Origin of the sequence: Streptomyces sp. NPDC088354, assembly GCF_044753585.1 — a bacterium.
In the GTDB taxonomy this organism is placed as follows: Bacteria; Actinomycetota; Actinomycetes; order Streptomycetales; family Streptomycetaceae; genus Actinacidiphila.
In genome coordinates, this window is sequence record NZ_JBIVNJ010000045.1 from 19,134 (window position 1) to 32,428 (window position 13,295).

General features: G+C 72.7%; 11 protein-coding genes. 2 read left to right on the top strand and 9 right to left on the bottom strand.

Annotation, left to right across the window (positions count from 1 at the left end; genetic code table 11):
* Window positions 1-147 precede the first annotated feature (147 nt).
* Entirely contained in the window at window positions 148-531 is a 384-nt protein-coding gene (locus ACIP98_RS36625) for a DUF4259 domain-containing protein (protein WP_319663226.1), read from the bottom strand.
* Between the two features lie 5 nt (window positions 532-536).
* The gene (locus ACIP98_RS36630) at window positions 537-1,148 is read right to left on the bottom strand and encodes a DUF1349 domain-containing protein (protein ID WP_319663227.1); all 612 of its coding nucleotides are present in this window, start codon (window positions 1,146-1,148) and stop codon (window positions 537-539) included.
* Window positions 1,149-1,267: 119 nt separating this feature from the next.
* Between ACIP98_RS36630 and ACIP98_RS36635 the strand changes: the two genes are divergently transcribed.
* Window positions 1,268-2,980: a GAF domain-containing protein gene (locus tag ACIP98_RS36635; RefSeq protein ID WP_401980518.1), complete on the top strand. Its 1,713-nt coding sequence runs from the start codon at window positions 1,268-1,270 to the stop codon at window positions 2,978-2,980.
* A 23-nt stretch (window positions 2,981-3,003) separates the two neighbouring features.
* On the opposite strand, the gene ACIP98_RS36640 is transcribed toward ACIP98_RS36635, so the two are convergent.
* The 6 genes from ACIP98_RS36640 to ACIP98_RS36665 form a co-directional block, all read right to left on the bottom strand.
* Window positions 3,004-3,909 carry a hypothetical protein gene (locus tag ACIP98_RS36640; RefSeq protein WP_319663228.1) on the bottom strand — a complete coding sequence of 302 codons (906 nt, stop codon included), beginning with the start codon at window positions 3,907-3,909 and terminating at the stop codon, window positions 3,004-3,006.
* Window positions 3,910-4,027: 118 nt separating this feature from the next.
* Window positions 4,028-4,732 (bottom strand): response regulator transcription factor, encoded by a 705-nt coding sequence (locus ACIP98_RS36645; protein WP_319663229.1) that lies wholly within the window; start codon window positions 4,730-4,732, stop codon window positions 4,028-4,030.
* 84 nt (window positions 4,733-4,816) lie between these two features.
* Window positions 4,817-5,221 carry a cyclic nucleotide-binding domain-containing protein gene (locus ACIP98_RS36650; protein ID WP_319663276.1) on the bottom strand — a complete coding sequence of 135 codons (405 nt, stop codon included), beginning with the start codon at window positions 5,219-5,221 and terminating at the stop codon, window positions 4,817-4,819.
* Between the two features lie 133 nt (window positions 5,222-5,354).
* Window positions 5,355-6,422 carry an alcohol dehydrogenase catalytic domain-containing protein gene (locus ACIP98_RS36655; protein ID WP_319663231.1) on the bottom strand — a complete coding sequence of 356 codons (1,068 nt, stop codon included), beginning with the start codon at window positions 6,420-6,422 and terminating at the stop codon, window positions 5,355-5,357.
* Window positions 6,367-6,768: an STAS domain-containing protein gene (locus tag ACIP98_RS36660; protein ID WP_319663232.1), complete on the bottom strand. Its 402-nt coding sequence runs from the start codon at window positions 6,766-6,768 to the stop codon at window positions 6,367-6,369. Before ACIP98_RS36660 ends, ACIP98_RS36655 begins: the two co-directional genes overlap by 56 nt.
* Before the next feature lie 298 nt (window positions 6,769-7,066).
* A complete protein-coding gene (locus ACIP98_RS36665; RefSeq protein WP_319663233.1) occupies window positions 7,067-10,609 on the bottom strand; it encodes a choice-of-anchor D domain-containing protein in 3,543 nt (1,180 codons plus the stop codon).
* A 311-nt stretch (window positions 10,610-10,920) separates the two neighbouring features.
* Here ACIP98_RS36665 and ACIP98_RS36670 point away from each other — a divergent pair, with 311 nt between their 5' ends.
* On the top strand, window positions 10,921-11,484 hold the full coding sequence (locus ACIP98_RS36670) for a PadR family transcriptional regulator (protein ID WP_319663235.1): 564 nt from the start codon (window positions 10,921-10,923) through the stop codon (window positions 11,482-11,484).
* Window positions 11,485-11,792: 308 nt separating this feature from the next.
* Here ACIP98_RS36670 and ACIP98_RS36675 read toward each other — a convergent pair whose 3' ends face one another.
* Window positions 11,793-12,896 carry a histidine kinase gene (locus ACIP98_RS36675; protein ID WP_319663236.1) on the bottom strand — a complete coding sequence of 368 codons (1,104 nt, stop codon included), beginning with the start codon at window positions 12,894-12,896 and terminating at the stop codon, window positions 11,793-11,795.
* Window positions 12,897-13,295 lie beyond the last annotated feature (399 nt).

The following is a 13,295-nucleotide window of genomic DNA, read 5'->3' on the forward strand; positions in this document are numbered from 1 at the left end:
CCCGAACGGACCGGCCTCGGGCGGAGGGCCCCAAGGCCGCCGTCACCGGCCGGACTTCAGGCACCTCCGGCGGTACGTCACCTCACCGACGAGGAACCCGGGGGACGGCGCGGCGAGGTCCGCGACGGCGAGACCACTGACGCATCGTCACATGTGTTGCGCCGGACGCTGTTCCACCACCTCGGCAAGCCGGTCGAAGGTGCGCTCCAGCACCTCTCGGCGCCGCGCGCGGTACTCCGCTCCCGGCTCCAGCCCGTCGACCGCGGCGTCCCACACGGCGAGGTAGCGCGCCTTCCACGCCAGGACCGTCGCCGTCGCCGGGAGCGTCGCCCCCGCCCAGCCCTGCGTGGCGAGCAGGTGCAGCAGCTCCAGGTTGCAGGGCACCGCCACCCCCCAGTACTCGTCCGGTTCCAGGTCCGACGGGTCGCCCTCCATGGCGCGCGCGACCTCGGCGGTCAACCGGCCGGTGAGCAGGCCCAGATGGTCCGCCGCCGTGTCCTCGTCGAAGTTCCCCGCGCCCCAGCCGCCCACCGCGCTCAGCCCTCCACGGCGCCGTGCAGCGACGCGTCCGCCGGCCCGTGGGTGAACCGGGTGAAGCGCACGCGCAGTCCGGCCCGCTCGGGCGAGCAGCAGAAGGGTCCCGCCGACGCCTCGGCCCCGGGCGCGAGGGGTGCCAGCCGCACCATCCGCCAGGGCTCCGCGTCGCAGCGCGCCCTGATCGTCACGGCGTCGCCGTCCCGGCTGGCCCGCACGGTGACCTCGCGGCCCTTCCACTCGGGCACCGGGGCCAGGGACCAGTCCGACCGGCCGTGCGTGACCACGGCCCCGAGATGCGGCACCCCGTCCGACATCTCCACGCCCGCCTTGATCCACGTCTGCGCGTCCACACGGATCATGAGGCCTGCCTGGTCGTACAGGGTGTCGAAGTCCACCACGAAGGCGACTTCGACGGCGCCGGAACCGGGGAAACCGGGGAACGGGGCGAGCAGCGCGTGCCCGTCGTCGCGGACGAATCCGTAGCTGGTGGTGCGCCAGAAGTCGCTGCGGTCACGCGTGGTGACCAGCAGTCCCTCGGCGTCGGATCGGGCCTCCAGCGGGGGGTTGAGCCACGCGGCCTCGTCCCAGTCGATCGCACGGTGATCGTTCATGGGGTGAGTCTGCCCGTACCGACCCGCCCGGGGCCAGGGGCGGACGCCGCGCTGCTTGACGCGAAGGTGGGGAGAATGGCTGTGGGGAGCCCCCGTGCCTGATGGAGGATTCCATGGGGATGGAGCCCGACAAGGGTCAGGAGCGCCTGCCGCGGCTGCAGATGGACGACCTGCTGGACGAGTTGCAGATCCGGATCGATGCCGTGCGCGGGACGCGGGACCGGGTGCACAGCCTGCTGCAGGCCGTGCTGTCGGTGGGGCGCGAGCTGGATCTGTCGCAGGCGCTGCGCCGGATCGTGGAGGCGGCGGTCGTGCTCGTGGACGCGGAGTACGGCGCGCTCGGCGTCATCGGGGGCGACGACCGGCTGTCGCAGTTCCTCACGGTGGGCGTCACGGACGCGGACATCGAGAAGATCGGGCCGCTGCCGTCCGGCCACGGCATCCTGGGTGAACTCATCCGCCATCCCGAGCCGCTGCGGCTGGAGGAGATCTCCGAGCACCCGGCCTCGTACGGCTTCCCGGCGGACCACCCGCCGATGCACTCGTTCCTGGGCGTCCCGATCAGGGTCCGCGACGAGGTGTTCGGCAACCTCTACCTGACCGAGAAGCGCGGCGGCAAGGAGTTCGACGGCGAGGACGAGGCCGTGCTGTCGACGCTCGCGGTCGCGGCCGGTGTCGCGATCGACAACGCCCGGCTGTACGAGGAGGCCCGGTCCCGGCAGCGCTGGCTGGAGGCGAACGCCGAGATCACCGCCAGTTTGCTGTCCGGCGCCGAGGAGTCCCGGGTGCTGGAGCTGATCGTCGAGCACGGCCGGCGCATCCTGGGCGCGGACCTCGGCGTGGTGGCGCTGCCGGTCGAGGGGACCGGCGACGTCCGGATGGCCATCGCCACCGGCATCGACGCCGCCGCGCACGCCGGGCTGGTGCTGCCGCGCCGGGGTTCCTTCGTCGGCGCCGCGATGGCGGCGGGGGAGCCGATCATCAGCTCCGAAGTGGGCCAGGACCCGAGGATCACGGCCGGGCCGCCCCGGTTCGGCGGGCTGGGGCCGGCCGTGGCCGTGCCGATGAGCACCAGCGAGGGTGTGCGCGGGGCGCTGCTGCTGGCCCGGGCGCAGGGGGAGCCGGAGTTCACCGGGATCGAGACGGCGCCGCTGACGGATTTCGCGGGTTCCGCCGCGCTCGCCATGGAACTGGCCGAGCGGCGCCGCTCCGCCGAGCAGCTGGCCCGGTTGGAGGACCGTGACCGTATCGCCCGCGACCTGCACGACCTGGCCATCCAGCGGCTGTTCGCGACGGGCATGACGCTGCAGAGCGCGGTGCGCTTCGTCGACCACCCGCAGGCCAGCGAGCGGCTGCTGCGCGCGGTGGACGACCTGGACGAGACCATCAAGATCATCCGGTCCACGATCTTCGGCCTGCGCGCCCACGATGCCGGACCGGGCCGCAAGGGCCTGCGGGTGCGGATCGCGGGCGAGGTGGAACGGGCGGTGCCCGCGCTCGGCTTCACCCCCGCCCTGCGGATGGAGGGCCTGATCGACACCGACGTACCGGCCCCCGTCGCCGAGAACGTCGTCGCCGTCCTGGGCGAAGCCCTGTCGAACACCGCCCGGCACGCCGAAGCCCGTTCCGCGGACGTGTCCCTGGTCGTCGCCGACGGCGAAGTCACCCTGACCGTGACGGACGACGGCGTGGGCATCCCCGACGGCGGACGCCGCAGCGGCCTGGTCAACCTCTCCGAGCGGGCGGAGAAGCTCGGCGGCGCGCTGCGCCTGGGGGTTCCGGAGCGGGGAGGCACGCGTCTGGTCTGGAACGTCCCGCTGCCGCGGGACTGACCGGCCGTCCCCGCTCCGGGACGTCAGTTCACCTCGATCACCGGGTGACGTGGACCCCGCGGCGCGGTGCCCGCGCGCAGCGGCCCGTATCCCAGCCGCACCAGCATCTGCACGTGCCCGGGGCCGGACTCCGCGCTGCGCAGCGCCCGGCGCAGGTCGGGGTAGTCCAGCGCCTGGTGCAGCAGCGACGCGCGCACCCGCTGCGCGCTGGCCGCCAGCAGCACGTGCTGCAGGGCCTGTCCCGCCCGCAGCCAGTCGGCGCGGCCGTCGCGAGGCGTGGTCAGGACGGCCACGAGCGGGAAGCGGTCGTCGCCGGGCGCAGGTCCGGGCCCGTACGAGGACTCGCCCCCCGGGCCCGTCGGCGGGGGGACCGGCTCCCCGTCCACCGCGCCGCGCCGGTCGGCGTCCTCCGTCAGCCGCAGCAGCCGCCGGGTCTCCGCGGCGTGCGGCAGGCTCAGCGCCGCCCCCTCGCTGTGGGCGGCGTCGACCAGGTCCAGTACGAACGCCCCCGGCGGGCGGCGTACCGGGCACGTGGCGACGGCATCGGGGCGCCGCCACAGTGCGCCGTACAGATCGGCGCCGCGCGTCTCGGGAGCGCGGGCATGGGCCGGGGCGGTCAGCCGCACGCTGGCGTACAGGCCGGGATCGGCGGGGGAGGGCAGCAGGCGGACCTGGGGTTCCCAGCCGAAGTGGGTGACGGCGACCCGCAGGTTGAACAGGGCGGCACCGATGGAGACGTACAGCGCCCGCGAGGCCTGGTCTCCGTCCCCGCGCGGGGTCCGTGGCTCGCCGACCGCGCGCACCTGCAAGGTGGCCGTGTCCGGGTCCAGGCGGCACCGCCAAGGTCGTCGTGCCTGGCAGGAGGGCGCGGCGACCGCGGCGGAGATCAGCTTCTCCAGGGTCGCGCCGTCGAGTGTGGTGGTCGTCATCGCGCTGCACCTCCCGGCCGGGCGCCTGGGACCATCCTGCGCCGCGGTGGCGTGCCGCGGGAGGGGCCGCCGGGGTCTGCCGGGGGTCCGCTCGGCCCCACTCCGCAGGTCCGGGTGGTCAGTGGTGCGGCTCGGGGGGCGGGCCGTCGGGATGGTGCTGGGTGGCGAGGACGGCGGCCTGGATGCGCCGCTCGACGCCGAGCTTTCCGAGCAGCCGGGAGATGTGGTTCTTCACGGTTTTCTCGGACAGGAAGAGCCGCTGCGCGATCTCGCGATTGGTCAGGCCCTCGCCGACCAGGTCCAGGATCTCCAGCTCCCGCGGGGAGAGGGCGGCGAGCGCGTCGTCCTGCGGCGGCGCCTGCGGTTCCTCGTGGGTGCGCAGGCTCTCCATCAGCCGCGCCGTCGTCGCCGGGTCCAGCATCGACTGGCCGGAGGCCACGGTGCGCACCGCCTTCAGCAGGTCGGAGCCCTTGATCTGCTTCAGCACGTAACCGGCGGCGCCGGCCATGATGGCGTCCAGCAGCGCGTCGTCGTCGTCGAACGAGGTCAGCATCAGGCAGGCGAGGCCGGGCATGACCGAGCGCAGTTCGCGGCAGACCGTGATGCCGTCGCCGTCGGGGAGCCGCACGTCGAGGATCGCCACATGGGGGCGCAGCGCCGGGCCGCGGGCCACCGCGTGGTCGACCGAGCCGGCCTCGCCGACCACCTCCATGTCGGATTCCGCGTCGATCAGGTCGTGCAGCCCCCGCCGGACGACCTCGTGGTCGTCGACCAGGAAGACCTTGATCGGCGCCTGCGGTGAGAACTCCCGCATCTCGGTCATGCGCGCTCCCGGCTGCCGCCTCGTGTGCCCGGCCGTCCCCCCGATCGTCGCCGATCCGCCCCGGTCGTCAAAGCGCCGAACGGGTCACCGTCGGTCACCGCTGCCCTGGGGGCCGTAGAGGTCGAGCAGGCGGGTACGGGTGCCCTGGAGACGGTGCGTGACGATCTCGGCGACGCGCCGGGCGACGGCGTAGCCGAGGACGGGGTCGGCCTCGCACAGCGCCCGCACGGCCGCCGCGTCGTACTCCTCGGCGGTGACCGCGTTGCGGGTCTGCGCCCCGAGGTGCCAGGTGTAGGGCGCGAACAGCCAGGAGCAGCCGAGCAGGTCGCCGGGGCCCAGCGTCTCCACCTGGGCGGCCCGGCGGCCGGGCACATGCAGGTCGAGCGCGACGGAACCGGAGCTGATCACCCAGAAGCGGTCGGCCCTGCGGCCCTCCTCGAAGATCCGGGTGCCCGCCGGGAAGGAGACCTCGCGGCCGAGCTCCCGCATGCGGTCCTGTGCCTCCGCCGGCAGCGCGCCGAGCAGGCCCCTCGTGGTGATGGTCACGGCGGTCTCCCTCGTCGGTCGGAAGGAACGGCTGATCATGCCCTGCGCCCTGCGCCCTGCGCCCGGACCCGGGCGGTCAGGCGGGGATGGCGACGACGTCGTGGTGCGGTCCGCCCAGCACGACCTTCAGGGCCCCGGTGTCGGCCGCCGAGGAGAACACGTCGTAGGCCGCCGCCGCGTCCTGGAACTCGAAGGCGTGCGTCACCAGGGACGCGGCGGGCAGCCGGCCCGCTTCCATCATCCGCAGCAGGGTCGGGGTGGAGTACGTGTCGACCAGACCGGTGGTGACGGTCAGGTTCCGGCTCCACAGGTCCTCCAGGTGGAAGGTGACCGGCTTCCCGTGCACGCCGACGTTGGCCACGTGGCCCCCGGGCCGCGCCATGCGCGTGCACAGCCCGAAGCTCTCCGGTGTGCCGGCCGCCTCGATCACCACGTCGGCGCCGAGTCCGTCGGTGAGGTCGTCGACGAGTTGCTCGGGGCCCTCGTCGGCACGGACCACCGCGTCGGCGCCCAGGTGCTTGGCCGCGTCCAGCCGGGCCGGAACGAGGTCGACGGCGATGACGGCGTGCGGCGAGAAGAGGTGGGCGGTCGCGATGGCGGCCAGCCCCACCGGGCCGCTGCCCACCACGACGACCGTGTCGCCGGGGCGCACCCCGCCGTTGAGGACGCCCACCTCGTAGCCGGTGGGGAAGATGTCCGCCAGCAGCACGGCGACCTCGCTGCCCACCACGTGCGACAGGGCGTGCAGGCCGACGTCGGCGAACGGGACGCGCACGTACTCGGCCTGCGTGCCGTCGATCAGGTGCCCCAGCATCCAGCCGCCGCCCCCGCGGCACTGCCCGTACGCCTGCTCGCGGCAGTAGCGGCAGTGCCCGCAGCCGCTGACGCAGGAGACCAGCACCCGGTCCCCGGGACACACGGTGCGGACCGCGGGGCCCGTCTCGACGACCTCGCCGACCGCCTCGTGACCCAGGACCGTCCCGGCGGGGACGTCGGGTACGTCGCCGCGCAGGATGTGCAGGTCGGTGCCGCAGACGCCGGCGGTGTCGACGCGGACGATGGCGTCCGCCGCGTCCGTCAGCCGCGGATCAGGCACCTCCTGCCAGGCCGCCTGTCCCGGTCCGTGGAAGACCCAGGCCTTCATGTGTGACTCCCTCCGTCAGGCCGTGGCGCAGGTCGAAGGCATGCTCCAGATCGGCCAGTCGCAGCGCTCCGAGGACCGGGCCGTCGACGACGACCAGGCGCAGGGTTCCGCCGCGCTGCCGTACGCGGCGCAGGGTCCGGCACAGCACGCGAAGCCCGGAGCAGTCGATGAAGCCCACCTCGCGCAGATCGACCACGAGGTCCGGGCGGGGCGCGGCGCTCAGCGCGTCCAGGCGCGCGGCCACCAGCGGGGCGCTGATCAGGTCGATCTCGCCGTGCAGGGACACCACATCGGTCCCGGCCACGGTCCGCTCCCGCAGGCACTCGTGCGGCATGCCGTCACCCATGACGATCACCTGCCTGTCCGTGCGCGGTGCACTCCACCCCACTGTGGAACGCCGGCGGCGTCCCGGGCATGGGCCGAACGGGTAACCCTCCGGGGCCGGGCGGCCCACCCGGGGATCCCGCCGCGCGGACCCGCCGGGTGCGCCGTACTCTCCGCGCTGCCCGCGGGCGCCCGGGACCCGGCGGACGCGGCACGACCTCCCGCGCTCCCGGAGAGGGCCCCGGGGCGGTCGCCGGAACGCCCGTGCCGCCCGGTGCACGGGCACCGGGCGGCACGGGGCTGTTGCGGGTCGCGCCAGGTCAGATGTTCCAGACCTGGAACTCGGAGAGCTGACCCGCGGGCCAGCCGTCGTTGGCGGTGACGGTCACCCGGACGTAGCGCTGGGTGGACGCGGTGAAGGTGATCGTGACCGTGTTGTTCGCGCCCGGGGTGAAGCTGTAGGACGCGGACGACTTGAGGGTGCTGAAGGCGGAACCGTCGGTGCTGCCGGTGAGCGACAGCGTCTCGTTGCGGGCGCCCCAGCCGGCCGGCAGCTTCAGGACGACCTTGCTCACGCTCTGCGCGGAGCCGAGGTCCACCTGCGCCCACTGCGGGAAGGCGTTGTTGGCGCTCTCCCAGTAGGTGGCCTGGTTGCCGTCGGTGAGGTTCGAGGACGGGTAGACGTCGGTGTGGCTGGACTCGCTGGTGGTCCGGCCGGCCGCCAGGTTGGTGGCCACCGTGCCGCTGCCGGTGCCCGAGAGGGCGACGGTGGCCGGGTTGTTGGTCGCGTTGCTGTTGATCGTCAGGGTGCCGGTCCGCGTGCCGGACGCGGTCGGGGTGAAGGTCACCGCGACCGTGCAGCCGGCGCCCGCGGCGAGCGAGGTGCCGCAGGTGTTGCTCTGCGCGAAGTCGCCGGAGGCGGTCACCGAGGAGATCGACGCCGCGGCCGTACCGGTGTTGGTCACCGTCACGTTCCGCGCGGCGCTGGTGGTGCCGGGCGTCTGGGCGGCGAAGGTGAGCGAGGTCGGGCTGACCGTGAGGGTCGGCGACGTCGGGTTGCCGGTGCCTCCGCTCGGGAACACCTGGAGGTCGGACAGCTGGGCCGCGTTCCAGCCGGTGTTGCCGGTCACGTTGATCCGTACGTAGCGGGCCGTCGCCGCCGGGAAGGTCACGGTCACCGTGTTGTTGTTGGCGTTCGGGTCGAAGGTCTGCGCGGCGGACGCCGCCAGGGTGTCGAAGCTGGTGCCGTTGGTGGAGCCCTGCACGGACAGCGTCTCGGTCCGGGTCGCCCACGCGGTGGACGGCGGGAGCTTCAAGGTGACCTTGCCGACGCTGTAGTTCTGGCCGAGGTCGACCTGCACCCACTGCGGGAAGTTGCCGTTGGCGCTCTCCCAGTACGTGGAGGCGTCGGTGTCGGTGACGTTGCCCGCGCCGAAGGTGCCGTTGGTGGAACTCGCCGACGCCGAACGCCCGGCCGCGATGTTCGTGCCGCTGTCGATGCCGGTGCCGCCGAGTGCGACCTTCGTCGGGCTGTTGTTGGCGTTGCTGGTCAGCGTCAGGGTGCCGCTGCGGGCACCGCCCGCGGTGGGCTTGAAGCCGACGGTGACCACGCACGACGAACCGACGGCCAGCGAGCCGCAGTTGTCGGTCTCGGTGAAGTCGCCGCTCGCCGCGACGGACGACACGGTGGCGGCGCTCGTGCCGGAGTTGGTGACGGTCACCGTCTGCGGTGTGGCCGTCGAGCCGACCACCGTACCGGCGAAGGACAGATTCGCCGGGTTGGTGTTCAGCACCGGTCCCGGCGCGATGCCGGTGCCGGCCAGGGTGACGGTGCTGGTGTTGCCGCCCGCGGTGACGGCCAGGGTGCCGGTGCGGTCCCCGGACGCGGTCGGCCTGAAGGTGACGCTGACGGCGCAGGAGCTGTTCGCGGGGATCGACGTGCCGCAGGTGTTGGTCTGCGCGAAGTCGCCCGAGGTGGCCAGCGCGGACACCGCGGCGGCGGTGCCGGTCGGGTTGGACACCGTCACGGTCTGTGCGGCGCTGGTGGAACCGGTTGCGACGGAACCGAAGTTGAGCGCGCCCGGGGAGGCGGTGACACCGGTGGCCGGGTAGGGCGGGAAGACCGGCGTGGGGAAGCCGCCGCAGAAGGGCGTCCCGGAGATGCCGGAGTTTCCGCCGCCGTCGGTGACGCTGAAGTTGGAGCCCTCACAACTGTAGACGGGCGACGAGGCGCCGACGCCGGTCGCCGTGACGTTGGTGAACGTGGCCGCGCCGCCGGTCTGCTCCTGGAGCGCGAACGTTCCCGTGCCGGCGATCGTCACATTGCTGAGGTGGACGCCGCTCACCGTGCCCTCGACCCACTGCACGGCCTCGTAGGGGCTCTGCTGGATCAGCGCGTTGCTCACGTTGATCGGTCCCGTGATGGCGCCCTGACTGCCGTCGAACCAGAGCGCGCCCACGCCGAACTGCCAGTTCGGGTCGAGGCTGCCGTCGCGGATCATGGTGTTGTCGGTGATGGTGGTCGTACCGACCGGCGTGGAGGTGAAGCGCTGGCCGACGTGGATGCCGCCGCCCTGCGCCAGACCGGAGTCCACTACCAGGTTGCCGCTCACCGTGTTGTCGTGACCGCCGTAGATCGCGATGCCGTTGGCGAGGATCTGCTGCTGCACCGTGTTGTTGGAGAAGGTGTCGTTGGCGTCGGCGCCGAGAGCGGAGTCCGCCCACATCGCCAGACCGTCGTCACCGGTGTTGCGGATGTCGCTGTTGGTGACCGTCGAATTGGTCACGCCGCCGTGGAAGTTGACGCCGTCGGCGGTGGTGTCGCGGATCCGCAGCCCGCTGAGGGTCAGCTTGTCCATCGGGCCGTCCATCCAGGCGCCGACCTTCAGGTGGTCGATCCAGATGTTCGACGCGGAGGAGTTGCTCATCGCGCCGCCGATGCCGTTGACCTGGTCGCAGTCGTTGCGGGTGCCGACCTGGCCGAAGATCGCGAAGTTGGACAGGTGGACACCGCTGCTGACGCCGCGGTTGCCGCCGACGCCACAGCTGTCGGGCTCGCCGAGGCCGTAGAAGCCGGGCGCCGCACCGGTCACCGTCGAATACCACATGCCCGCGCCGGCCACGGTGACGTTGTTGACCGTGATGTGGCCGGGGATCTTGAACGTGCCGGACGGGATCCACACCGTGCCGCCGGCCCCGGCCGCGCTGATCGCCGCGTTGAAGGCCGCTGTGGCGTCGCTGCCGCCGGTCGGGTCGGCGCCCTTGCTGGTGACCGACACCGAGCCGGACGGCTGCGGGAGGGCCGCGCCGACCTGCTCGAAGTCGGCGAAGTCGATGGTGGTCGTGGTGCCGCCGGCGCCCACCTGGAGGGTGAAGGTGGTGCCCGCAGGATACGTCTGCGGCAGCAGCCGGTGGACCTCGTCGTAGAAGTGGTGCCGGTTGCTGCCCGGGGTGTTGGTGAACGGGTAGCTGCCGTAGTACCAGCTGTAGGCGTTGGTGAGGGTGAAGTCGGGCTGTGCGGCGCCGTTGATGGCGAAGGACAGCGGGGCGGTGTAGGCCGAGCCGCCGGAGGTGTCCGGGATGCTGTAGCGGAAGTCGATCGAGTTGGTTGCCACGGGGGTGGTGAAGGTGACGAACTTCCCGCTGCCCTGCAGGGTCACCGCCTTGCGGTACGACGCCTCGTCCGCGAGCTCGCCGTAGGTCCAACTCGGCCCGATCACGGTGCCGTTGGTGGTGGAGTTCTCCGCCTGCACCTCGACGTAGGGCAGGTTCGCGCCGCTGCCGCCGGTGGCGGCCGCGGCGAAGGCCGGGGTGGCGGTCAGCGCGAGCGCGCCGCCGGTGGTCAGCAGGGTGGTGCCGGCCATGACGGCGACGGCTCGTCTCAGGGACGGCCGTCTCCGGCCTCGGAGGATGGGGGGTATACGCAACATCACATGCTCCTTTCGGCGCAGAATGTCTGTTCTGCACCAGGGGGGTGGAGCGCCAACGCAAGGGGCACCGTAATGTCGCGGATACACCGCCGCAATATCCAGGCTCATTCTCGTGAGAAAGTAACTTTTTTGCGCAAGAATCTGCGTTCCCTGCAGAGTCGGCAGCGTGGTGCCGGTCCCGCGACGGCAGGCAAATGATTGACCAATGGCCTTCTTGTCTAGTCAAGAAGGCGTAATATCCGGGTATGGCATTGCGCAACGCGGTGATGGCGGCCCTCCTGGAGGGGGAAGCCTCCGGCTACGACCTGTCCAAGAGGTTCGACGCGTCGGTGGCCAACTTCTGGATGGCCACCCCCCAGCAGCTGTACAAGGAGCTGGACCGCATGGAGTCCCAGGGGCTGATCGAGGCCCGGGTCGTCCTCCAGGAGCGCCGGCCCAACAAGCGCCTGTACTCGCTCACCGGGGCCGGGCGCCAGGCGCTGCACGACTACACCGCGGAACCCGCCAGGCCGACCGCCATCCGCGACGAATTGCTGGTCAAGGTGCAGTCCGTGGACGCGGGCGACCCGGCCGCCGTCCGTACCGCGATCGCGGAGCATCTGGAGTCGGCGCGGGCCAAGCTGGCCCGCTACGACCTGGAGCGTGCGCGGCTGCTCGCCGGGCGCACCGAGGAGGAGTTCCTCACGGGGGCCGAACGGGTCGGCCCGTACCTGACCCTGATGCGCGGCCGTGCCTTCGAGGAGGAGAACATCCGCTGGGCCGAGCGGGCGCTGACCGTCCTGGAACAGCGGTCCACGCTTCCGGCCTGAGCGGGGGCCGTGGGGGCGGGTCCGCTCACCGGTCCCCGTCCCGCGGGGGCGCGGGCCGGGACGGCGGGACCTGCGGGTCCAGTCTCAACAGGCCGCGTGCGCACAGTTCGTCGAGGACCTGCAGCAGCAGGGGACGCGCGTCGGCGCCGGGCTCCCGGCCGGCAGGCCGCCCACCGTCCTCCGGGGACGTCCCGCGGGGCCGTGGCACGCCGTGCGGCTCGGGCTCCTCAGGGCCGTTAGTGCACTGTCGGACCATCGGCACTGTCGCGGTCGCCGGAGATACGCCGTACGGGTGGAGCCGCCGCCGTTCATGTCGGGCCCTCGACCGGCAGCTCCAGGCGGACCTCGTAACCCCCCTCGGCCGTCGGCCCCGAGCTGAACGTGCCGTTCAGCAGCGCGGCACGCTCCCGCAGTCCGACCAGGCCGTACCGCGCGCTCGGCAGCGGAAGGGGCCGGCGGGTCGGCTGATCGTTGGTGACCGTCGCCCGGACGACACCGGCCTCGCGCCGGATCCGCACCGAGGCCCGCGCACCGGGTGCGTGCTTGCGCACGTTGGTCAGGGCCTCCTGGACCGTGCGGTAGACGGCGCGCTGGACGGGCGCGGGCAGCCCCTCCGGCAGGTCCATGTCGAGGTCGGCCTCGATGCCGCTGCCACCGACCAGGCGTTCGAGGTCCGACACGGAGGGCTGCGGCGTGAGTTCGGTCGGACGGCTGCCGGCCGCTCGAAGGACGTCCACCATGTGCCGCAACTCGTCCAGGGTCTGCACGCTCAGCCGCCGGATCGTCCCCGCGGTCTCCTTGACGGCCGCGTCCGGTGCGCCGACCTGCAGGGCGCCGGCCTGCACGGCGATGAGGCTGACCTGGTGGGAGACGACGTCGTGCATTTCCCGGGCCAGCTGGGCACGCTCCGTGGCCAGTACCGTCTGGTCGGTGAGCAGGCGTTCGTGGTCGCGTGCCTCGGAGATCTCCCGGAGCCGGAGGGAGAGGTCACGACGGGCCTGCACGAGCTGACCGAGGAAGAGGGGGGCGGCCGCCGTCGTGGCGGTGTAGCCGAGGGTGATGAACGTCGCCGTCTCCGTGAGGTCGAACCTCATCGAGGGCCACGGTGGCACGTCGCAGAGCGTGAAAGCGATACCGCAGAACGCCAGCAGGGTGCGCCGCCGCGTGAAGGTGGCGAGCGTGTACAGGGCGGCCAGCGAAGCGAACACCGCGGACGAGACGAGCACGGCCGGCAGGGTCAGCAGGAACGTCAGCAGCGGGCGGTGGCGGCGCAGCATCAAGGAGAGCGCGGCCGTCAGGCCCCAGGCCAGGCTGGCGGAATCGTTGAAATGGACGTTGACGCGCACATCCAGCAGCGCGAAGAAGACGAGGACCGCGTCCAGCAGCACGGGAGGCGGCGTACGGAACCTCATCATCCGTCGGCCCGCCGGCACGGACGGCCGCGCGCGCCGGTACGCCGGGGGCCGGCGCCGCCACCGGGGCGGAGCACGAGCGGGATTCCCGCCCGGGCTCCGCGGGTGGCCGGGGCCGGCAGAAGCGTGCGCGCCGTACGGCATGGGGCCATGTTTCGATGCCTACCCCGACGGGGGCCGTACCCCTTCCGGACTCCGCCCCACCGGCCGGATGGCGGATGCCGTCCCGCCGGTCGGTGGAGGCAACGGCCGCCGACCGGTGGATGGATTCCGGAGATGCCGGACGCCATGCTGTAACCAGGAAAGACCTGTCCACGTACGCCGACGCAAGTCCACCGGTCCACGGACCGCGGCCCAGGCGGTCGGCGTACGCGGTTCCCTTCGCCGCCTGATCACCCG